The following is a 20,346-nucleotide window of genomic DNA, read 5'->3' on the forward strand; positions in this document are numbered from 1 at the left end:
AGGAGGAATGGAATTGGATCGATTAGACCGCAAAATCCTGCGCATACTTCAGGAGGATTCAACCCTGGCTGTTGCTGACCTTGCCAAGAAGGTCGGCCTTTCCACGACGCCCTGTTGGCGGCGTATCCAGAAGATGGAAGAAGATGGTGTCATTCGCCGTCGTGTCGCTCTTCTGGACCCGGCCAAAGTCAACACCAAGGTTACGGTTTTTGTCTCCATTCGCACGGCATCCCACTCCATTGAGTGGCTGAAGCGTTTCTCGGAAGTGGTTTCCGAATTCCCTGAGGTTGTCGAATTCTACCGCATGAGCGGTGACGTGGATTACCTGCTGCGCGTGGTGGTGCCTGACATCGGTGCTTACGATGCTTTCTACAAGCGCATGATTGCCAAGATCGAAATCCGCGACGTGTCGTCTGCCTTCGCCATGGAGCAGATCAAGTACACGACTGAACTGCCGCTGGATTACATGCTGCTCGACAACACCAAGTCGTCGGGTGAAGAATAAGACTACTTCAGACGGGCGAGCAGTTTTTCGCCCGTCAATTGTTTGACGGCATCCTTGCCAACCCATCTTTCCGTTTTGTTTTTGCTGTCTGCCAAAACCTGCGCCAATGCCAGTGCGGGGGTGTGGCAATTGGTGCTGCGTTTGCCGATATTGCGCAGCGCCCAGTTCACTGCCTTGCACACGAAATTCCTGTCGTCATTTGCGTATGTCTTGATGAGCGGCAAAAATCCGAGCATGGTTTCGTCCGGTTCTTTTTTTAGGTGAACCGTTGCGCCGGCAATCATCGCAAAGGCGGTGCGCCGGACAAATTCCCTGTCGTCGGCGCTGAATGTGTCGATCAGGTCTTTCCAGAATGACGTCTGCGTGAAGAGATCGGCAGCGGCATCGACAATTTCCCAGGAGTTGAAATCGCCCGCCCAGGCCAGACATTCGTTCTGTGTCAACAAGGTTGGGTCGGCGGTATAGATCGCCATCAACCGCGCTTCACGAATGTCACTATTCCATAATTGCAAGGCCCGCTGGTGGTTGTTGCCGACCTGCCGGGCCAGTTTTTGCAGGTCGGGATTGCTGATGCCGAGCGCGGTATCGGTGACAATGGAAAAGCGGCGCATGCCATCAATGGCATCCTGCGATGTCATGGTTTGAAGGTGGTGAATGATGTCTTGTGCGGATGCGTTTTTGTCGAGCATTGCCTGTTCACCTCAAGGCCGCATATCGACCGTTGAGACACCATGCCGTTTTTCAGGACATCATGCCATGCGACATGTCGTGACAGGACCGCAAATCGCGAAACATAGGCAAAGAAAAAGGCGCGATTTTCGCCGCGCCTTTTTTGAGGGTTAAGCCTTGAGCTTTGCCACCACCAGATGGCCCGGTGTCGGGTTGCCATCCTGCAAGCGCACATTGATGTCGGTGACTTCGAGAATTTCGAAACCAGTCGCCTCGAGACGTTCCTTCACGTAGCTTTCTGCATGGGCAAAACGCTGGTGCGGACCAACCATGTAGGTCCGTCCGGCCAGAACATCGTCTGGCAGCGTTTCAGACGAGAACACAAAGATACCGCCAGGAGCCAAGTTTTCGGCCGCACCGAAAAACAGCGGCTCAAGCGCACCAAGGTACGGCAGCACATCGGTGGCGGTGATCAGGTCGAAAGCGTCATCGTCATTGTCCTCAAGGAAATCCTCGACTTCCGCTACGTAAAGCGTTTCGTAGATTTCCTTTTCATGAGCGATTTCAACCATGTTCTCGGAAATGTCGATACCGGTGCTGTCTTCCACCATGTCCCGCAGGGCGGCACCCGTCAGGCCGGTGCCACAGCCGAGATCAAGCAGGCGCTTGAATGGGCCAAGGTTGAGAGACTGCAGGCGCTGGCGCACGATCATCGGAACCGCATAACCCAACTGCTCGACCAGAATGTCTTCAAAGGCTTCGGCGTGCTGGTCAAACAGTGTTTCGACATAGGCATCGGGAGCCTTTGGCGGTGTCTCACCACGACCAAGTGAAGCAAGGCGAACAGCCGCACCACCATGATCTTCCGGATCAAGGCCCAGAACTTCCTGGTAGGCTGCTACGGCAGCATCGATCTCGCCAGCCTTCTCATGGGCCAGTGCGCGGTTATAGGCTTCGGCAAGGGCCTCTTCGTCGATCTTCTGTTGTTTTCCGGTCATTGCAGTACCCTTGGCTGAATTTTTGGTGTTCAGCCTTGCTGTAAGCTGCCCGCCGGGCACGCGCAATGTTTATCTCGAAAAGCCGTTATTCAGTGGAGAATGAACTCGCCCTTCAGTGCGCGCCATTCGCTGGCCGAAATCAGCTGCCGATGCACATATTTTACCGAATGCAGGGGACCATCGAGCTTTTCCCGCCAGAACTTCAGAAAGCCGTTCATTTCCGGAAAGTCCGGTGCCAGATCGTAATGCTGCCAGACATAGGTCTGGAGCAAAGCGGGGTGATCGGGCATGCGGTAGAAGATCTGGGCAGTGGTGAGGCCGTAACCTTTCAGCATCATTTCCATGTCTGTGTTCATGATACCTGTTCCCGTTTTTTTGGCGGTGCTGAACCTGTGTTCAACATCACCATGGGAGCATGACATGGTTAACCGAATCTTGAAATTGTATTTATCTGGCTAAAAAGAAATTATTTTTCAGTGTGTTAGCAGCTCTCGGCGCGGAGTGCTGCTAGCAGGGTCAGCGCTTCAGGTGGCGCGTCAGGCGGGCTTCAAGCCATGCCCAGACGTGGCGCAGTGTCTCGACGATTGTCAGGTAGAAAATCGCGGCCCAAAGATAGGTCTGGTAATCGAAGGTGCGGGAAAAGGCGTAACGTGTCTGGCCCATCAGGTCGAATACGGTCACGACGGAGACAACAGCCGAACCCTTGATCAGCAGAATGATTTCATTGCCATAGGGGCGCAGGGCAACAATGAGTGCCTGCGGCATGGTAATCTTGCGGAAGATGATCGATTTCGGCAGGCCAAGCGCAAAGGCGCCTTCGCGCTGACCGACCGGCACGCTGGCAATGGCACCGCGCAGGATTTCAGCCTGATAGGCCGCTGTGTTGAGCGTCATGGAGAGCAGGCCGCAATACCAGGCTTCCCGGAAGAACCACCACAGGCCAATGCTTTCCAGTTCTGTGCGGAATGTGCCAAGGCCGTAATAGATCAGGAACAGCTGCGCCAGCAGCGGTGTGCCCCGAAATACATAGACATAGGCATAGGCTGGTGCCGCCAAGAACGGGTTTTTTGACATGCGCGCAAAGGCAATCGGCAGCGACAGGATAGCGCCGAGAATGATCGAGACCGTGACGAGAATGATCGTTGTTCTCAGGCCGTCGAGATAGCGCGGTCCGTAACGTTCAACCTTGGCCCAGTCCCAACCGTTGATGATGGTGTAGACGAGGCCAAGAGCCACAAGGCACCAGATGCTGATGATGACGTAACCGCTGGCGCGGGCCAGTGTCATCGGCTTTTTTTCGGCAGGCGGCGCAGGGCGGGCTGCAATCAGATGTTCGGCATGGCTCATCGTTTGGCCTCCGATTTGCGTGACCAGCGATCAATGTAACCAAGACCAATCGACGACAGCATGGCGAGAACCAGAAAGAGCAAGCAGGCAAGCCCGTAGAAGAAGAAGGCTTCCTTGCTGACGCGGGCCGCAACGCCGGTCTGGCGCAGGATGTCGGTCAGGCCGATGATCGATACGTAGGAGGTGTCCTTCAACAGGATCATCCACAGGTTCGTCATGCCGGGCAGGGCAATTCTGACCAGTTGCGGCAGTACGATCAGCAGCATGGTGCGGCTGCGTCGAAGACCTAGGGAATCGCCCGCTTCATACTGGCCTTTGGGTATGGCCTTGAAAGCGGATAACAGCACCTCGGAGGAATAGGACGAAAACACCACGGCCAGTGCAATCATGCCCGCTACAAAGGCGTTGATTTCTATAGGTCCGCTGAAACCAAGCGAACCGGCCACCGATTGCAGCAGCATCTGTATGCCGTAATAAACGATGAACAGCGTCAAAAGCTCAGGCAGGCCGCGGAAGATCGTGGTGTAGATACCGGCAGCGATGCGCAGCGACTTTTCGCTGGACTGGGCTGCAAGTGCGATCATGAAGCCGATGATCAAACCGACCGGCAAAGTTGCCAGTGCCAGTGTGATGGTGACCTTGACGCCAAAGGCAACTTCGTCACCCCAGCCTGTCGGGCCACAGGAAATGATGCTGGACTGATCCAGAAACGAGAAGACACCAACAGGGCCGCAGAATGGATCAAATAGATGCGTAATGTAGGCCCAGAAAGAGCCTACCGCGGAAAACAATCCGCTCATGCCAACTTCCCCTGCGGTCTTTGCCGCTTTTTTTTGAATCTATCCATGTTTTTCAAACAAAAATGGCGGAAGGGCAATCCATCCGCCATCAACTTTCAACAGATCAGCACTGATTATTCGCCGTAAACGTCGAAATCGAAGTACTTGTCGTTGATTTCCTTGTATTTGCCGTTCGCACGGATGGCGGCGATAGCGCCAGACAGCTTGTCAGCAAGTGCAGCGTCGCCCTTGCGCACAGCAATACCGGCACCATTACCATTGATTTCAGGATCGACCTTCAGTGGTGTCAGGATCTTGCAGCAAGCGCCAGCGTCAGACTTGACCCATTCCGACAGAACGACGATGTCGTCGATAACGCCATCAATACGGCCGTTGGTGATGTCAAGCTTATATTCGTCAGCGGTTGGGTAAAGCTTGAGGTCAGAATCAGCCAGATGCTTTTCGGCGTAGTTGGCGTGGGTTGTGGAACCCTGCGCGCCGAGGCTCTTGCCCTTGAGGTCTTCAAGCGTCTTGATTGGCGAATCCTTCGGAACGGCAATGGCCGGAGGTGTGTTGTAGTACTTCTTGGAGAAGTCGACCTTTTCCAGACGCTCAGGTGTAATCGACATGGACGCGACGATTGCATCGAACTTCTTGGCCTGGAGAGCCGGAATAATGCCATCCCAGTCGTTGGTTACGAAGGTGCATTCGGTTTTCATCTCTTCGCAGAGCGCCTTGGCGATATCGATATCGAAACCGGTCAGTGTGCCGTCCGCTTCAAGGTTGTTGAAGGGAGGGTAAGCGCCTTCCGTGCCGATAACGAGCTTGTCTTGCGCAAGGGCTGCGCCGGAAAACAAAGATACTGCCGCGATGGAAGCGGCGGCAAGAAGACGTGTAGAAATACGCATTGCGATCCTCTCTTTTGGTTTTCACTGGCAGGCTGTTGTTTTTATCCGTGCCAATGTCTGTTGCGTGGGGTCATTGCACCTCGCTGGCCGGATACTCATACCGTTGCAAATAAAATGCAACCTCAATTCCACGATCTGTCAAACAGCTTCGGCATGGTTGTTGTCCGTTCATTCTGCGTACAGGCTTCTCCGTCCATGATTGGAACAATGTCATGGTTGGCGCGTTGCGCTGACCGGGCACAAAAAAGCCCTGAATGACGCAGATGACAACGAAGCATTCAGGCACATGAGGAAACACGATGTTGAATAAAACCATGTTGAGGGCCGGGGTTGTTCTTCCCCTTATGTCCATTGTCATGACGGCTCAACCAGCCGGAGCCATGACCTTGAGGCCCACCGTTTCTTTCCAAGCTGAGAGCAGGGATGTTATTCGCGTACAGGTCAGCGTTGAAGGTGCGCGCCAGCAATTGCAGGCAGCGCAGCAGGCACTGGCTGATGCCCAGGCTAGCGGCGGTGACACTTCTGCCGCACAGGCGGCCGTAGGGGCCGCGCAGGCTGAGCTTGATGCAGCGCTTGCCGCGCAGAACGCAGCGCCACCCCCAGCACCGGAACCCGCACCACCTGCGGCCGAGCCTGCGCCGGAGCCAGCACCGCCACCACCACCCGCCGCTGAGGCACCACCTCCGCCACCGGCACCAGAACCTGCGCCGCCTGCGGCTGAGCCAGCACCCGCACCTGAGGCTGCTCCTCCTGCCGCCGAGCAGGCACCTGAGCCGAAGCGCCGACCAAAACGCGAGCCAGCCGCTGAAGCACCGGCACCTGAGCCGAAGGAAGCTCCAGTACCGCAGCAATCGCCAGCGCCTGAAAAGGCTCCAGTGCCTGAACAGCAGGCAGACCCGCAGCCCGGCCGCCAGCCGGGTGATGACCAGTCCAAGCAGCGCCCACGCCCGAACCGTGAAAAACCTGCTCCACGTCCCGCCGCTGAAGAGCCAGCACCTGTGCCAACACCGGCACCTGCGCCAGATGCTGCGGCACCTGCACCAGACGCTGCTGCACCTGCACCCACCCCGGCACCAGCACCAGATGCGCCGCCAGCCCCTGACGCACCGCCACCACCACAGGACGGTGCTGCAAGTGGCCAGGCCCCAGCCGGTGAAGCCGTGCCAGATCAGGTTGCCGCTCCGCAGGAAGAAGCTCCTTCCATGACCAAAGAGCAGCTGGACCAGGCCAAGGCCATTGCTGCGGACCCGTCCAAGACCGACGAAACGGTTATTCTGCCGGTCGACAAGGGTGCTGCCGTTCTGGACAGCGACAAGGAAGCGGAACGTTCTGGCGACAGAAAGTCTCGTGACGAACGTCGCAAGGAACGTGAGCAGGCCGGTGAAGTGAAGGTTCCGACCTCAGACGCCGAAGCACAGGCCATGCGGCCAGATGGCAAGGCACCACCGCCACCGGTCAAGATGGAAGCCGCAACCGCCCAGCAGGGTGAGCGCATTGCCCGTCCACCACGTTTTGAACGTCCGGAAGGCGTGCGTGAGTGGCAGCCACGCGATGGTGGCCGTCGTAACAACAATGATGATGGCGCCCGTATCATCCTGCAGTTAGGTGACCGCATCATCGTGCGTGGCGACGATACCAGCCGCTTCGTGCGTGAAGGTGAAGAGCCGTATTACGAGCGTCTGCCAGGTGGCCGTATCCGCGAAACTGTGGAGCGTAATGACGGTACGCAGGTTGTGACGATCCGTAATCGTTATGGCGACATCATTCAGCGTTCGCGAATCGACAATCGTGGCCGTGAATATGTGCTGTTCTACGCACCGGAACTGATGGACCGTCCTGACCGCGAATACGCTTATCGCGATCCGGGCCTCGACCTGCCACCGATGCGCCTGCGCATTCCGGTTCAGGACTACATCATCGACACGACCAGCGATCCGGACCGTGACTATTACGCGTTCCTGGAGCAGCCGCCAGTCGAACCTGTCGAACGTGTCTACTCGCTGGACGAGGTGAAGTACTCTGCGCGTATTCGTGACAAAGTGCGTCGTATCGACCTCGATACGGTGACCTTTGCGACGGGCAGTGCCGATATTCCGATGAACCAGGCACGCACACTTCGCAAGGTGGCTGACGCGATCAACAAGACGCTGGACCAGAACCCGGCCGAAACCTTCCTCATTGAAGGTCATACGGATGCCGTCGGTTCCGACGAAAGCAACCTGATCCTGTCGGACCGTCGCGCTGAATCGGTCGCCAATATCCTGACCGACGTTTACGGCATTCCGCCGGAAAACCTGGCAACGCAGGGCTATGGCGAACGTTACCTGAAGGTACGCACCCTTTCTGCAGAACAGCAGAACCGCCGTGTTACCATCCGCCGTGTCACGCCGCTGGTTCGTCCGGTCGCACAGAACTGATGTTGTTCTGAAGACAATAAAAAGCCCGGCTCCGAAAGGAACCGGGCTTTTTCATGCCTGAAATATCGAACAAATCAGCCGTTGAGGGCAACCGCGATTTCAGCGGCCAGGCGTGCATTGTTGCGCACCAGGGCAATGTTGGTCTTGAGGCTGCGGCCGCTGGTCAGACGGAAGATGTTGTCCAGCAGGTACGGTGTTACGGCCTTGCCGGTGACTTCCTCACGCTCTGCATTGGCAATGGCGCGGCTGATGTAGATTTCCATCTCTTCGCGCGGAATTTCATCTTCTTCCGGAACTGGGTTGGCAATCAGCATGCCGCCTTCGATGCCAAGCTGTTCGCGGGTCGTCTGGAAGTTGGCAATGGCAGCCGGGCTGTTCAGTGTCAGCGGGCTTTGCAGGCCAGACGAACGCGACCAGAAGGCCGGGAACTCAGTGGCTTCATAGGTCACGACAGGAACGCCGCCGGTTTCCAGAACTTCCAACGTCTTTGGAATGTCGAGAATGGCCTTGGCGCCAGCGCAAATGACGATCACGCCGGTCTTGGCAAGTTCAGTCAGGTCAGCAGAGATGTCGAAGCTCTCTTCGGCGCCGCGGTGTACGCCACCAATGCCACCGGTTGCGAAGACCTTGATGCCGGCGCGTGCAGCGGCAATCATGGTGGCGGCAACGGTGGTTGCACCGGTGCGACGCTCGGCAATCGCAAAGGCGATATCGGCGCGCGAGACTTTCATGGCACCTGTGGTCTGGGCCAAGGTTTCCAGCTGGTGCTTTTCAAGGCCGATATGCAAAACGCCATCGATGACAGCGATGGTGGCCGGTACGGCACCTTCCTGGCGGATCAGCTCTTCAACGCCCTGCGCCATTTCGATGTTGCCAGGGTAAGGCATGCCATGGGTGATGATGGTCGATTCCAGGGCAACGATTGGTGCGCCGCGCTGTTTGGCAGCAGCAACTTCTTCGGAATAGACGATCGGAAGGAGAGGGGAGATTGGCTTTGTCATCGGGTATTTCCAATTTCTGTTATCAGTGTCTCATGACAGGGTTTGTGCTTCGGGCACAAGACGTAACATCAGGTCAATGTTGTCTTGTGACATTTCATGCGATGTGGCGAAGGGTGAAAGGACGGTAATGGCTGCCGCTGCCGTGCCCCAACGCAGGCTTTCGCCTATGTTCTGGCCCTGAAGATGGCCTGCCAGAAAACCGGATGCAAGGGCATCACCAGCCCCTGTGACATCACGCACCTCTTTCAGGACTGGTGGCTGCAGCGATGCAGTGTTTTCGCCGACAAAGGCAATCACTTCATTGGAGCCGCGCGTTACCACGCCACCCCTCACACCGGCTGCACGCAGCAGGGCTGGCCAGTCGGCGGATTTTTCCGGGCTGTGGCCGGTAATGGTGCGGGCTTCGGCCTCGTTCATGAAGAGAATGTCGATATTCTCAAGCGCGCCTTGCAACTTGACGACCTTGGCTGGCGAAATAGCAATGGCAGCCAAAAGCTTGCCTTGTTCCTTCGCCGCTTTGCCGAGTGCCGCAAGTGTATCCTTCGGCAGATTGGCGTCGCACAGAATGGCGTCGGTTGCCTCAATGGCATCCCTGACAGCCCGCACGCGCAGGCGGCGTGGCGAAAACAGGTCATAAAGGTCCATGTCGGCCAGCGCGATGATCAGATTGCCGTCGCACTCAAGGATTGCGGTATAGCTGGGTGTTTTGCGATCCAGAAACACGAAAGGCGTGTCTTCGACATCGGCTTCAATGGCCGCTGCCGCGACTGCTTCGCCTGTGGCATCGCCGCCGCGCGGTGAGATGATGCGAACGTCATAACCGAGGCGGGAGAGGTTGCGGGCAGCATTAAAACCACCACCGCCTGCCTCTTCCATCCAGCGTCCGGGGTTGCTGGCAGCCAGTGAGGTTTCACCTGTAATCAGACCTCGGCGATCTATGTGAGCACCACCGAGCACGAGTATTTTTTTCATCGTCCGTTCCCGTATTCCACCGGTCTGATGCAGGGGTGCGATTCGACCCTTTTGCGGTTTGACCTGTGGTTTTTCATCTTTTTTGCCGTGGCTTCCACGAAGAAAAACAAAAATAGAACAAACCACTTATCCATTATTGTTTTCAATATGATGATCTGCTCTTGTCGAATGAGAACAAACAAGGTACAAAATCTTCACGGAACGCTTCATTGCCTGTGGGGCTTCAATAACCTAAAGGTGGATCAGATGGCACAAAATTCTTTGCGTCTTGTAGAGGATAAATCGGTGGATAAAAGCAAGGCACTGGAAGCAGCGCTCTCCCAGATCGAACGTTCGTTCGGCAAGGGATCGATCATGAAGCTCGGCTCCAATGAAAACGTCGTTGAAATTGAAACGGTTTCGACGGGATCTCTTAGTTTGGATATTGCCCTTGGGATTGGTGGACTTCCCAAAGGTCGTATCATTGAAATTTACGGTCCTGAAAGCTCGGGCAAGACGACGCTTGCGCTGCAGACAATTGCAGAAGCCCAGAAAAAGGGTGGCATTTGCGCCTTCGTGGATGCGGAACATGCGCTTGATCCGGTCTATGCCCGCAAGCTTGGCGTCGATCTGCAGAACCTGCTGATCTCCCAGCCTGATACTGGTGAGCAGGCACTTGAAATTACCGATACGCTGGTTCGCTCCGGCGCGGTGGATGTTCTGGTTATCGACTCCGTTGCGGCCCTGACGCCGCGTGCGGAAATTGAAGGTGAAATGGGCGACAGCCTGCCGGGTCTTCAGGCTCGTTTGATGAGCCAGGCGCTGCGCAAGCTGACCGCATCGATCTCCCGTTCTAACTGCATGGTTATCTTCATCAACCAGATCCGTATGAAGATCGGTGTGATGTTCGGTTCGCCGGAAACGACAACCGGCGGTAACGCGCTGAAGTTCTATGCCTCCGTTCGTCTCGACATTCGCCGTATCGGGGCCGTCAAGGAACGTGAAGAAGTTGTTGGCAACCAGACACGCGTCAAGGTCGTCAAGAACAAGATGGCACCTCCGTTCAAGCAGGTAGAATTCGATATCATGTATGGCGAAGGCGTTTCCAAGACCGGTGAGTTGGTCGATCTGGGCGTCAAGGCCGGCATCGTTGAGAAGTCGGGAGCCTGGTTCTCCTATAACAGCCAGCGACTGGGGCAGGGGCGTGAAAACGCAAAAACCTTCCTGCGTGAAAACCCGGCACTTGCCAATGAAATTGAGCTGTCACTCCGCCAGAATGCCGGTCTGATTGCAGACCGCTTCCTGCAAAATGGCGGTCCGGAAGGCTCTGAAGACGGCGACGGTCCTGACGCCTGATCGGACGGGGCGCCGTCTCTCAATTGAAACGGCGCTGTATGAATTGAAACAAAAGGCCGCGTGACACCGTTCATGCGGCCTTTTTTGTGCCAAGGTTGCGGCCCGAATGGCTGGACAGGGCCAGACGTGAACGATAAAAGCCAGTGGTTTTGATGGTTAGCCGTATTGCAAACGGCAATGAAGGACTCAGTATGAGCGGTGTGTGGGCATGAGCGGCGTAAATGAAATCCGGTCGACATTTCTCGACTACTTCAAGAAAAATGGTCATGAAATCGTAGCCTCCAGCCCTCTGGTGCCGCGCAATGACCCGACCCTCATGTTTACCAATGCGGGCATGGTTCAGTTCAAGAACGTGTTCACCGGTCTGGAAAGCCGTCCTTACTCCACGGCGGCATCGTCGCAGAAATGCGTACGCGCCGGCGGCAAGCACAATGATCTGGACAATGTCGGTTACACCGCCCGTCACCACACATTCTTTGAAATGCTGGGTAACTTCTCCTTCGGTGACTACTTCAAGGAAGAGGCGATCACGCACGCTTGGAACTTGATCACCAAGGAATACGGCATCGACAAGAACCGTCTTCTGGTAACTGTCTACCACACTGACGATGAAGCCTTTAACCTGTGGAAGAAGATTGCCGGTTTCTCGGATGATCGCATTATCCGTATCCCAACCAGCGACAACTTCTGGGCCATGGGTGACACCGGTCCTTGCGGTCCATGTTCGGAAATTTTCTATGACCATGGCGATCATATCTGGGGTGGCCCTCCGGGCTCTGCCGATGAAGATGGTGACCGTTTCATCGAAATCTGGAACCTCGTCTTCATGCAGTATGAGCAGGTGACGAAGGAAGAGCGCATCAATCTGCCGCGTCCATCTATCGATACTGGCATGGGTCTTGAGCGTATTTCCGCGCTGCTGCAGGGCAAACACGACAACTACGACACCGACCTGTTCCGTGCACTGATCTCCGCTTCGGTTGAAGCAACCGGTGTTGCTGCTGAAGGCGAAAAGCGCGCCAGCCACCGCGTTATTGCTGACCACCTGCGTTCATCCGCCTTCCTGATTGCCGACGGTGTTCTGCCGTCCAATGAAGGTCGTGGTTACGTGCTTCGCCGTATCATGCGTCGCGCCATGCGCCATGCGGAATTGCTGGGTTCGAAAGAGCCATTGATCTGGAAGCTGCTGCCAACGCTCGTTCAGCAGATGGGCCGTGCCTATCCGGAACTGGTACGTGCAGAACCGCTGATTTCTGAGACGCTAAAGCTGGAAGAAACCCGTTTCCGCAAGACGCTGGAGCGTGGCCTTTCGCTGCTGTCCGACGCAACGTCGACACTGCACAAGGGCGACATGCTGGACGGCGAAACAGCATTCAAGCTTTACGACACCTACGGCTTCCCGCTCGACCTGACGCAGGACGCTTTGCGTGCCCGTGAAATCGGCGTCGATATCTCCGGCTTTACAGATGCCATGCAGCGCCAGAAGGCCGAAGCACGTTCGCACTGGGCCGGTTCCGGCGACAAGGCAACGGAAACCGTGTGGTTTGAACTGAAGGAAAAGCTCGGTGCATCCGAATTCCTCGGTTACGACACCGAAACGGCAGAAGGCGTAGTTCAGGCCATCGTCAAGGATGGCAAGGCTGTTGATGCGGCTGCTGCAGGCGAAACCGTGCAGGTTGTCGTCAACCAGACCCCGTTCTACGGCGAGTCCGGTGGCCAGATGGGCGATACCGGTATCATCTCGTCTGACAATGGCGCATTTGCCGTGTCCGATACCCAGAAGAAGGGCGAAGGTCTGTTCGTTCACATCGGTACGGTTGAAAAGGGCGGTCTGAAGGTCGGCGACGCTGTTCAGTTGACCGTTGATCATGACCGCCGCTCGCGTCTGCGTGCAAACCACTCGGCAACCCACCTGCTGCATGAGGCGCTGCGCGAAATCCTCGGCACGCATGTTGCCCAGAAGGGATCGTTGGTTGCGCCTGAGCGTCTGCGCTTCGACGTATCTCATCCTAAGCCAATGACGGCAGAGGAATTGAAGATCGTTGAGCAGATGGCAAACGAGATCATTCTGCAGAATGCGCCTGTTACCACGCGTCTGATGAGCGTTGACGATGCGATTGCCGAAGGTGCCATGGCGCTGTTCGGTGAGAAGTATGGTGACGAAGTGCGCGTGGTGTCGATGGGCACTGGCATTCACGGCGCCAAGGCCAACCGTCCGTACTCGGTAGAACTTTGCGGCGGTACGCATGTGTCAGCAACCGGTGAAATCGGTCTGGTGCGCGTGTTGGGCGAAAGCGCGGTTGGTGCTGGCGTTCGTCGTGTTGAAGCTGTCACCGGCCAGGGCGCTCTGGCCTACCTCGCCGAGCAGGACGAACGTGTGAAGGCGTTGGCTTCTTCGCTGAAGGTTCAGCCGGGCGAAGTGTTGTCGCGCGTTGAAAGCCTGCTGGATGAGCGCAAGAAGCTTGAAAAGGAACTGACGGATGCCCGTCGCAAGCTGGCCATGGGCGGCGGTTCCGCTGACGGCGCTGCAAGCGATGTGCAGGAGATTGGCGGCGTAAAGCTGCTGGCCAAGTCGCTGTCCGGTATTGAAGCCAAGGACCTCAAGGGCCTTGCTGATGATGCCAAGGCAGGCATTGGTTCCGGCGTTGTGCTGCTGATTGCCGTCTCCGAAGATGGTAAGGCAAGTGCTGTGGTGTCTGTGACGGAAGACCTGACATCGCGCTTCAGCGCCGTTGATCTGGTGCGCGTTGCTTCTGCCGCTCTCGGCGGCAAGGGTGGCGGTGGCCGTCCTGACATGGCGCAGGCCGGTGGCCCTGATGGTGCCAAGGCATCTGAAGCCATTGAGGCTGTTGCGGCGGCACTCGCTGGCTGAGACTGGAACATCCAATAGAAAAGGCGGGTTTGACCCGCCTTTTTTTATTTTCTGATCGCCGTCCGCTAAGCCATGTCAGCCGGTGGGCTGCAATTCTTTCGAGGCTTCCTCATCCAGTTGCAAGGCACGCTTGAATGCCGGGCGTTCGCTGATATGGCTGAGATATTCCACAAAATGTGGACGTTTTTCGACCGTGCCGACCTGCATGCCCCAGCCGATATGGGAGGCGACATAAACGTCGGCCGCTGTAAACTGATCGCCAGCCACAAAGCGGTTTTCGCTGACAGCCAGTTCCAGTGTGTTCATGACATCTGCATAAGCGCCGCAGCCAACCATGCGGTATTTGTCTGGCGGCACTTCAACACCGAGCGCCTTGAAGCAACCTGCCATTTCCAGCGGACCTGCCGTGAAGAACAGCCAGCGGTAATAAAGGCCACGCTGTTTGGTGGGTGGGGCTAGATTTGCGCCGGGAAAAGCATCGGCAAGATAGGCGCAGATCGCCGCGCATTCGGTGACGATGGTATCACCATGTTTGATGGCCGGCACCTTGCCCATCGGGTTTATCGCCTTGTAGGCGTGTGATTTCATGTCGGTATTGAAGGCCAGGATTTCGGTGCGGTAGGGCACGCCAACCTCTTCGAGCATCCAGCGGGCAATGCGACCGCGAGACATGGGGTTGGTATAAAATGTCAGGTCACTCATAACGTCTCCTCCATTTTGGCAAATTCTGCGCCTGACCTGTGATGTAATCAAGACATTGCTCTCGTAGCCAAAAGAAAACCCGGCGCGAAGGCCGGGTTCTCGAAGTTCTCTTCAGGTTTGGCTGTCTCAGGCAGCCATAGCCTTCTGAAGGTTTTCGTCGATCTTATCGAGGAAGGCAGTGGTTGACAGCCATGGCTGATCAGGACCGATCAGCAGTGCCAGGTCCTTAGTCATGAAGCCGGCTTCAACGGTGTCAACGCAAACGGTTTCCAGCGTGGCAGCGAACTTTGCCAGATCGGCATTGTCGTCCAGCTTGGCACGGTGTGCGAGACCACGTGTCCATGCGAAGATCGAAGCGATCGAGTTCGTGGAGGTTTCCTGGCCCTTCTGGTGCTGGCGGTAGTGGCGGGTAACCGTACCGTGTGCAGCTTCAGCTTCAACCGTGCGGCCATCTGGCGACAGCAGAACGGAGGTCATCAGGCCGAGCGAACCGAAGCCCTGTGCAACGGTGTCGGACTGTACGTCGCCGTCGTAGTTCTTGCATGCCCAAACGTAGCCACCGGACCACTTCAGAGCGGAAGCAACCATGTCGTCGATCAGGCGGTGTTCGTAGATGATGCCGACTTCGTCGAACTTCGCCTTGAACTCGGCCTGGTAAACTTCTTCGAAGATATCCTTGAAGCGACCGTCATAAGCCTTGAGGATGGTGTTCTTGGTGGACAGGTAAACTGGCCACTTGCGCATCAGGCCGTAGTTCATGGATGCGCGTGCGAACTCGCGGATCGACTCATCCAGGTTGTACATGGCCAGAGCAACGCCGGCGCCTGGTGCGTCGAACACGTCTTTTTCGATAACCTGGCCGTCTTCACCAACGAACTTGATCGTCAGCTTGCCCTTGCCAGGAAATTTGAAGTCAGTTGCCTTGTACTGATCGCCGAATGCGTGACGGCCAACAACGATTGGCTTCGTCCAGCCTGGAACCAGACGTGGAACGTTTTTGCAGATGATTGGCTCGCGGAAGATAACGCCGCCGAGAATGTTGCGGATGGTGCCGTTCGGGCTCTTCCACATCTGCTTGAGGCTAAATTCCTCAACGCGGGCTTCATCTGGAGTAATGGTTGCGCACTTGATGCCAACGCCGTGCTTCTTGATGGCGTGAGCCGCATCAACAGTCACCTGGTCATTGGTCGCGTCACGGTTTTCGACCGAAAGGTCATAATATTCGATGTCGAGATCGAGGTAAGGCAGGATCAACTTGTCCTTGATGAGCTGCCAGATGATACGGGTCATTTCGTCGCCGTCGAGATCGACAACCGGATTTGCAACCTTGATCTTTGCCATGAATTCCTCGCCATGAATGAGGCGGAACAAGTCCGCGGTATCGGAAAAATATCCGGTGCGGCTATAGCATCGCATGCGCCGTCCGCAAAGGCTTGGAGCATGTTTTTCTGCATGGCTGCCCAAATGAAGTTGGGTGGGTGACAAATGACAGGATGGGAATACAGTCTGGCGAATCATTCCTTCATCGTCGATTTGCGACCGGACATTTTTATGCGCACTTTTTTCACTGCCACCCTCGTTTTTCTAGCCTCAAGCTGCGCATTCGCCGCAGATGCGACGGCGCCCGTGCGTCAGGTGATGGATATCACCGTCAAGAACTGGTCCGGTGAGCAGGAAGAGTGGAAATACATTTTTGACGAGGACATGCTGAACAGCCTGTTCAGTAAGAAATTCGTCGAAACCTACCATCAGGCGGCAAAGAAGCCGGCCTATGACACAGAAAACAACGAGCCGGGCGATCCCTTTGGCTACGACGTGGTGACCAGTTCACAGGATGGCTGTCCAATACAGGAACTGGCGATCGCACCCGCTCAGCCAAAGGATGGCGGCGTCAATGACGTCAAAGTCAGTTTCAAGCTGTGGTCCTGCATGGACGAAAACGACATGAAGAACATGGTCAACGAAGTGCATTTTGATGTCATCGAAGAAAACGGCAAACCTGTCATCGATGACATTCACCGGGTTGGCGACGACGGCACGGATTCCCTGGTTGTCGAGATGGATGGCATCATCAAGGGTGAATAGTGCCGGTCTTCAATTGGCCTTTTTCCGCTGCACACTTTGATTTGCGCTGCATTTTGTGCCAGTGAAGCGCCCGTGTAATCTGGAAGAAGAATATGGCTGGTACCAATAGCGAGCTGGAACTTGTGGCAGAAGGCCCGGCAATCATCCTCGTTGAACCGCAACTGGGCGAAAACATCGGCATGGTTGCCCGTGCCATGGCTAATTTTGGCCTGGCGGAACTGCGTCTGGTCAACCCGCGGGATGGCTGGCCAAGCGAGAAGGCCCGTGCTGCGGCCTCCAAGGCAGATCATGTGATCGACGGCACGCGGGTGTTTGCGACGCTGGAAGAAGCGATTGCCGACCTGAATTTTGTTTATGCCACCACTGCCCGTGAACGTTACGGCTTCAAGCCGGTGCGCGCACCTGTTGATGCCGTTGCGACGCTGCGCGGTAATTTCGTTGGCGGCGAAAAGACCGGCATTTTGTTTGGTCGTGAGCGCTGGGGTCTGACCAATGAAGAAGTGGCGCTTGCCGACGAGATCGTCACATTCCCGGTCAATCCAGCCTTTGCATCGCTGAACATCGCGCAAGCGGTGCTGCTGATGTCCTATGAGTGGATGAAGTCTGGCATGGAAGACGTGTCTTCGACGCTTTTCCAGCCGATCGAGCAGCGGCCGGCGACAAAAGAAGAGCTGCATGGCCTTTACGAACAGGTGGAAGAAGCGCTGGATGCCCGCGGTTATTTCCGCCCCGAAGGCAAAAGGCAGCGCATGACTGAAAATCTTCGTGCCGTTCTGTCCAGACGCGCGCTGAGCTCGCAGGAGATCAGCGTTTTGCGTGGCGTGTTCGGCACCTTTGACCGTTACACGCGCAACTCGCCGCGTGGAGCTTTTTATCAGCCTCCCAACAACAATGCCGGCGGCAAGGGCGTTTCGGAAGATGACAGCACAGACGCATGAGCTGAAACCAATTCTGGTTTTTGATTCCGGAATTGGTGGCCTGACGGTTTTGCGCGAAGTTCGCGTTCTGATGCCGGAGCGCGAATTCATCTATATTGCCGATGATGCCGGTTTTCCCTATGGCGGCTGGGAAGAAGAGGCGCTGAAAGAGCGCATTCTGGCGTTGTTTGCCCGGTTGCTTGTCGAGCACGATCCCGAGGTCTGCGTCATTGCCTGCAATACCGCTTTTACGCTGGCCGGTGCGGCACTGCGTGAAGCATTTCCTGCCATGACCTTTGTCGGTACCGTACCGGCGATCAAGCCTGCAGCAGAGCGCACACGCTCCGGCCTTGTATCGGTTCTTGCCACGCCCGGCACGGTCAAACGTGCCTACACGCGTGACCTCATCCAGTCCTTTGCCACCCAGTGCCATGTGCGACTGGTCGGTTCTGAAAATCTGGCCCGGATGGCGGAAAGCTGGATCCGGGGTGAGCCGGTATCGGATGAGGCGGTGATGGCTGAGATCGCACCGTGTTTTGTCGAGCAGGAGGAGCGCAAGACCGATATCGTCGTGCTGGCCTGCACCCATTACCCGTTCATGTCCAATCTGTTTCGTCGCTTAGCACCTTGGCCAGTGGACTGGCTGGACCCGGCTGAAGCCATTGCACGGCGGGCACGCCATCTGGTGCCGCTGGTTCAGGGTGCCGAACATCCCGATGGTTTTGATGTGGCGATTTTCACCTCGGGCAATCCAGATTTTGCTACCCGTCGCCTGATGCAGGGCTTTGGTCTGCGCGCCCAATAAACGGCGCTTGAACTTCAGTTAAAATGGTGGCTTGGTGGCGTTTCTCTGGAGCGAGGATTTGCCATGCCGTTTGAAAACTGGATTGCGTTTGCTGCTGCGTCAATAGTCATGCTGGCCATTCCCGGGCCAACCATTCTTCTCGTCATTTCCTATGCGCTTGGCCATGGCCGAAAGGCCGGTACGGCAACGGTTGCCGGTGTGGCGCTGGGTGATTTTACGGCGATGACCGCCTCCATGCTGGGTCTTGGTGCCTTGCTGGCCACGTCTGCTGCATTGTTTACGGTGCTGAAATGGGTGGGTGCGGCCTATCTGATCTATCTCGGTATCAAGCTGTGGCGTGCGCCTGTTATTGGTGGCGATGCCTCACAGGGCGATGTGACGGGCAAGGAAAGGCCGATGCGGATATTCCTGCATACCTATATCGTCACTGCGCTCAACCCGAAAAGCATCGTGTTTTTTGTGGCGTTTCTGCCGCAGTTTCTGGTGCCGACGCTGCCATGGCTGCCGCAAATGGTTATCTTTGAAACGACGTTCCTGGTGCTCGCCATCATCAATGCGGCACTCTATGGGCTGCTGGCGTCTGCGGCGCGTAACACCATTCGCAAACCATCAGTGCAAAAGGTGGTCAATAGAACAGGCGGAAGCCTGCTGATTGGCGCCGGCTTGCTGACGCTGGGTTGGAAGCGGGCGGCAAATATCTGAAATTCAATTTAAATAAAAAAGAACAGGCGGTGTTATTGCCGCCTGTTCTTTTTGTTTCCTGTCGCGATCGATCAGAATACGGCGAGATATTTCAGAAGCGAAATAATACCGATAATGATGACGATAACCTGGACGATCTGCTTCGCGCTGCCAGCAATTGGCAAGCGAGCGACCAGCCATAGAATCAGCACGATAACAAGAAACGTGATCAAAATGCTGATGAGGGTGGATGTAACCATTGGTCCCAGCTCCTTTAATTGTCCAACGGTTCTTGACCGTTGCGTATCAAATGCGTTCATCACCACATTGGTTCCATTGCGGACAATACAATTGAAAAAAATCCTATCGGCCGACGGAGACAACACATGACCCAGGTAAAAGTGAAAACAAGGCCCACGGGCGCAACGGCCGTTCTGGCAAGAATGGGCCAGCCGGACCTGACAACGCCAACCGGCGGCACGCTTGGCGTCACCACCAGCGCTTCCGATCCGGGCTTCAATCCGATTGATCTGCTTTATTCATCGCTGGCGGCCTGCATGGTGCTGAGCGCGCGCATCGCAGCCAGCAAGCTCGGCATCCTCGACAGGTTTGAGAACGTGACGGCTGAAGTAACCGGCGAGAAGGCAAAAACGGAACCGTCCCGCATCGAGACCTTCCATATCGCGCTTGATATCAAGGGTAATTTTAACGACGACGAGCGTCAGGCCATCGGCCATATGGCGGAAGATATCTGCACCGTCAGCAACACGCTGCGTGGTGCTGTGTCCTTTGACCTAACGGTTAAAGCGTAATCGTCTCTGCTTATGATTTTGGTGCGTGAGCGGCCTTTTGCCATTTGCGCACCAGACGGTCTCTCTTGAGGCGCGACAGTTTCTGCAGCCAGAAAATACCATCAAGCTGATCGATTTCATGCTGGATGCAGATGGCATGAAATCCCTCTGCCTCTTCTTCGTGAAATGCCCCGGTGATATCCTGATAACGTACGCGAACGGCCGCTGGGCGTTCCACTTCCTCCGTATAGCCGGGCATCGAAACGCTGCCCTCAGTGTGACGCATGGTGTGTGCGGACTGCGAGAGGATTTCCGGGTTGATATAATTGCGGACGCCGTCCTGTGGCGACAGTTCCAGCACAAACACCCGCTGAAATACACCAATATGGGCAGCCGTGATGCCGACGCCGGGCGCGGCGCGCATGGTATCCAGCAAGTCGGTGCACAGCGTTTTTACCGCATCGTCAAACACCGTCACCGGCTGGCAAGGTGTAGAAAGCCCGCTATGCGGGTAGGGCAGAATGGGCCTGATTGCCACTGTATGCTCCGGTTTTGCGCCTGA

General features: G+C 56.1%; 21 protein-coding genes. 9 read left to right on the forward strand and 12 right to left on the reverse strand.

The features are described from left to right. Positions 1 to 13: 13 nt before the first annotated feature. Positions 14 to 505, forward strand: coding sequence for an Lrp/AsnC family transcriptional regulator (locus M2418_RS08345; protein ID WP_192488673.1), 492 nt, complete (start codon positions 14 to 16; stop codon positions 503 to 505). Between the two features lie 2 nt (positions 506 to 507). Here the strand turns inward: M2418_RS08345 and M2418_RS08350 are convergent, their stop codons facing one another. From M2418_RS08350 to M2418_RS08375, 6 genes are all read right to left on the reverse strand, one after another. Then, positions 508 to 1,194, reverse strand: coding sequence for a DNA alkylation repair protein (locus M2418_RS08350; protein WP_250981756.1), 687 nt, complete (start codon positions 1,192 to 1,194; stop codon positions 508 to 510). Between the two features lie 150 nt (positions 1,195 to 1,344). Then, a complete protein-coding gene (locus M2418_RS08355; RefSeq protein ID WP_259145955.1) occupies positions 1,345 to 2,172 on the reverse strand; it encodes a class I SAM-dependent methyltransferase in 828 nt (275 codons plus the stop codon). Between the two features lie 89 nt (positions 2,173 to 2,261). Beyond that, positions 2,262 to 2,528 carry an usg protein gene (locus M2418_RS08360; protein ID WP_259145957.1) on the reverse strand — a complete coding sequence of 89 codons (267 nt, stop codon included), beginning with the start codon at positions 2,526 to 2,528 and terminating at the stop codon, positions 2,262 to 2,264. A gap of 160 nt (positions 2,529 to 2,688) precedes the next feature. After that, complete coding sequence (locus M2418_RS08365; RefSeq protein ID WP_259145959.1) at positions 2,689 to 3,519, reverse strand: ABC transporter permease; 831 nt, start codon at positions 3,517 to 3,519, stop codon at positions 2,689 to 2,691. Then, a complete protein-coding gene (locus M2418_RS08370) occupies positions 3,516 to 4,319 on the reverse strand; it encodes an ABC transporter permease (RefSeq protein WP_192488678.1) in 804 nt (267 codons plus the stop codon). Before M2418_RS08370 ends, M2418_RS08365 begins: the two co-directional genes overlap by 4 nt. Before the next feature lie 113 nt (positions 4,320 to 4,432). Further along, positions 4,433 to 5,206: an ABC transporter substrate-binding protein gene (locus M2418_RS08375; protein WP_259145961.1), complete on the reverse strand. Its 774-nt coding sequence runs from the start codon at positions 5,204 to 5,206 to the stop codon at positions 4,433 to 4,435. 299 nt (positions 5,207 to 5,505) lie between these two features. Here M2418_RS08375 and M2418_RS08380 point away from each other — a divergent pair, with 299 nt between their 5' ends. Next, positions 5,506 to 7,623 (forward strand): OmpA family protein, encoded by a 2,118-nt coding sequence (locus M2418_RS08380; protein WP_259145963.1) that lies wholly within the window; start codon positions 5,506 to 5,508, stop codon positions 7,621 to 7,623. A gap of 74 nt (positions 7,624 to 7,697) precedes the next feature. On the opposite strand, the gene M2418_RS08385 is transcribed toward M2418_RS08380, so the two are convergent. Both M2418_RS08385 and M2418_RS08390 read right to left on the reverse strand, forming a co-directional pair. Further along, positions 7,698 to 8,624 carry a pseudouridine-5'-phosphate glycosidase gene (locus M2418_RS08385; RefSeq protein WP_259145964.1) on the reverse strand — a complete coding sequence of 309 codons (927 nt, stop codon included), beginning with the start codon at positions 8,622 to 8,624 and terminating at the stop codon, positions 7,698 to 7,700. 30 nt (positions 8,625 to 8,654) lie between these two features. Continuing rightward, on the reverse strand, positions 8,655 to 9,596 hold the full coding sequence (locus M2418_RS08390) for a carbohydrate kinase family protein (protein WP_259145965.1): 942 nt from the start codon (positions 9,594 to 9,596) through the stop codon (positions 8,655 to 8,657). Between the two features lie 246 nt (positions 9,597 to 9,842). On the opposite strand from M2418_RS08390, the gene recA reads away from it, so the two are divergent. After that, positions 9,843 to 10,931, forward strand: a complete 1,089-nt coding sequence (gene recA / locus M2418_RS08395) for a recombinase RecA (protein ID WP_192488683.1) — start codon at positions 9,843 to 9,845, stop codon at positions 10,929 to 10,931. 208 nt (positions 10,932 to 11,139) lie between these two features. Further along, entirely contained in the window at positions 11,140 to 13,803 is a 2,664-nt protein-coding gene (gene alaS / locus M2418_RS08400) for an alanine--tRNA ligase (RefSeq protein WP_259145966.1), read from the forward strand. Positions 13,804 to 13,878: 75 nt separating this feature from the next. On the opposite strand, the gene M2418_RS08405 is transcribed toward alaS, so the two are convergent. Next, positions 13,879 to 14,505 carry a glutathione S-transferase family protein gene (locus M2418_RS08405; RefSeq protein WP_259145967.1) on the reverse strand — a complete coding sequence of 209 codons (627 nt, stop codon included), beginning with the start codon at positions 14,503 to 14,505 and terminating at the stop codon, positions 13,879 to 13,881. Positions 14,506 to 14,631: 126 nt separating this feature from the next. Beyond that, the gene (locus M2418_RS08410; RefSeq protein ID WP_192488686.1) at positions 14,632 to 15,846 is read right to left on the reverse strand and encodes an NADP-dependent isocitrate dehydrogenase; all 1,215 of its coding nucleotides are present in this window, start codon (positions 15,844 to 15,846) and stop codon (positions 14,632 to 14,634) included. A gap of 210 nt (positions 15,847 to 16,056) precedes the next feature. Between M2418_RS08410 and M2418_RS08415 the strand changes: the two genes are divergently transcribed. From M2418_RS08415 to M2418_RS08430, 4 genes are all read left to right on the forward strand, one after another. Further along, the gene (locus M2418_RS08415; RefSeq protein WP_259145969.1) at positions 16,057 to 16,590 is read left to right on the forward strand and encodes a hypothetical protein; all 534 of its coding nucleotides are present in this window, start codon (positions 16,057 to 16,059) and stop codon (positions 16,588 to 16,590) included. 92 nt (positions 16,591 to 16,682) lie between these two features. Beyond that, positions 16,683 to 17,528, forward strand: coding sequence for an RNA methyltransferase (locus M2418_RS08420; RefSeq protein ID WP_259145971.1), 846 nt, complete (start codon positions 16,683 to 16,685; stop codon positions 17,526 to 17,528). Beyond that, on the forward strand, positions 17,509 to 18,312 hold the full coding sequence (gene murI / locus M2418_RS08425; protein WP_259145973.1) for a glutamate racemase: 804 nt from the start codon (positions 17,509 to 17,511) through the stop codon (positions 18,310 to 18,312). The genes M2418_RS08420 and murI overlap by 20 nt, the downstream gene beginning before the upstream one ends. A 63-nt stretch (positions 18,313 to 18,375) precedes the next feature. After that, positions 18,376 to 19,014: a LysE family translocator gene (locus M2418_RS08430; RefSeq protein WP_259145974.1), complete on the forward strand. Its 639-nt coding sequence runs from the start codon at positions 18,376 to 18,378 to the stop codon at positions 19,012 to 19,014. 71 nt (positions 19,015 to 19,085) lie between these two features. Here M2418_RS08430 and M2418_RS08435 read toward each other — a convergent pair whose 3' ends face one another. Further along, entirely contained in the window at positions 19,086 to 19,253 is a 168-nt protein-coding gene (locus tag M2418_RS08435) for a Thivi_2564 family membrane protein (RefSeq protein WP_192488691.1), read from the reverse strand. Between the two features lie 126 nt (positions 19,254 to 19,379). Between M2418_RS08435 and M2418_RS08440 the strand changes: the two genes are divergently transcribed. Then, positions 19,380 to 19,805, forward strand: a complete 426-nt coding sequence (locus M2418_RS08440) for an OsmC family protein (protein WP_250981742.1) — start codon at positions 19,380 to 19,382, stop codon at positions 19,803 to 19,805. A gap of 10 nt (positions 19,806 to 19,815) precedes the next feature. On the opposite strand, the gene M2418_RS08445 is transcribed toward M2418_RS08440, so the two are convergent. Further along, a complete protein-coding gene (locus M2418_RS08445; protein WP_250981741.1) occupies positions 19,816 to 20,322 on the reverse strand; it encodes a peptide deformylase in 507 nt (168 codons plus the stop codon). Between the last annotated feature and the right edge of the window lie 24 nt (positions 20,323 to 20,346).

The sequence above is a fragment of the Rhizobium sp. BIGb0125 genome, from assembly GCF_024810055.1.
Classification (GTDB): domain Bacteria; phylum Pseudomonadota; class Alphaproteobacteria; order Rhizobiales; family Rhizobiaceae; genus Agrobacterium.

What these genes read in the sequence shown, in the direction of transcription:
- M2418_RS08350 (WP_250981756.1), bottom strand. Translation starts at nt 1,194, where the DNA reads ATGCTCGACAAAAACGCATCCGCACAAGACATCATTCACCACCTTCAA.
- M2418_RS08355 (WP_259145955.1), bottom strand. Translation starts at nt 2,172, where the DNA reads ATGACCGGAAAACAACAGAAGATCGACGAAGAGGCCCTTGCCGAAGCC.
- M2418_RS08360 (WP_259145957.1), bottom strand. Translation starts at nt 2,528, where the DNA reads ATGAACACAGACATGGAAATGATGCTGAAAGGTTACGGCCTCACCACT.
- M2418_RS08365 (WP_259145959.1), bottom strand. Translation starts at nt 3,519, where the DNA reads ATGAGCCATGCCGAACATCTGATTGCAGCCCGCCCTGCGCCGCCTGCC.
- M2418_RS08370 (WP_192488678.1), bottom strand. Translation starts at nt 4,319, where the DNA reads ATGAGCGGATTGTTTTCCGCGGTAGGCTCTTTCTGGGCCTACATTACG.
- M2418_RS08375 (WP_259145961.1), bottom strand. Translation starts at nt 5,206, where the DNA reads ATGCGTATTTCTACACGTCTTCTTGCCGCCGCTTCCATCGCGGCAGTA.
- M2418_RS08380 (WP_259145963.1), top strand. Translation starts at nt 5,506, where the DNA reads ATGTTGAATAAAACCATGTTGAGGGCCGGGGTTGTTCTTCCCCTTATG.
- M2418_RS08385 (WP_259145964.1), bottom strand. Translation starts at nt 8,624, where the DNA reads ATGACAAAGCCAATCTCCCCTCTCCTTCCGATCGTCTATTCCGAAGAA.
- M2418_RS08390 (WP_259145965.1), bottom strand. Translation starts at nt 9,596, where the DNA reads ATGAAAAAAATACTCGTGCTCGGTGGTGCTCACATAGATCGCCGAGGT.
- recA (WP_192488683.1), top strand. Translation starts at nt 9,843, where the DNA reads ATGGCACAAAATTCTTTGCGTCTTGTAGAGGATAAATCGGTGGATAAA.
- alaS (WP_259145966.1), top strand. Translation starts at nt 11,140, where the DNA reads ATGAGCGGCGTAAATGAAATCCGGTCGACATTTCTCGACTACTTCAAG.
- M2418_RS08405 (WP_259145967.1), bottom strand. Translation starts at nt 14,505, where the DNA reads ATGAGTGACCTGACATTTTATACCAACCCCATGTCTCGCGGTCGCATT.
- M2418_RS08410 (WP_192488686.1), bottom strand. Translation starts at nt 15,846, where the DNA reads ATGGCAAAGATCAAGGTTGCAAATCCGGTTGTCGATCTCGACGGCGAC.
- M2418_RS08415 (WP_259145969.1), top strand. Translation starts at nt 16,057, where the DNA reads ATGCGCACTTTTTTCACTGCCACCCTCGTTTTTCTAGCCTCAAGCTGC.
- M2418_RS08420 (WP_259145971.1), top strand. Translation starts at nt 16,683, where the DNA reads ATGGCTGGTACCAATAGCGAGCTGGAACTTGTGGCAGAAGGCCCGGCA.
- murI (WP_259145973.1), top strand. Translation starts at nt 17,509, where the DNA reads ATGACAGCACAGACGCATGAGCTGAAACCAATTCTGGTTTTTGATTCC.
- M2418_RS08430 (WP_259145974.1), top strand. Translation starts at nt 18,376, where the DNA reads ATGCCGTTTGAAAACTGGATTGCGTTTGCTGCTGCGTCAATAGTCATG.
- M2418_RS08435 (WP_192488691.1), bottom strand. Translation starts at nt 19,253, where the DNA reads ATGGTTACATCCACCCTCATCAGCATTTTGATCACGTTTCTTGTTATC.
- M2418_RS08440 (WP_250981742.1), top strand. Translation starts at nt 19,380, where the DNA reads ATGACCCAGGTAAAAGTGAAAACAAGGCCCACGGGCGCAACGGCCGTT.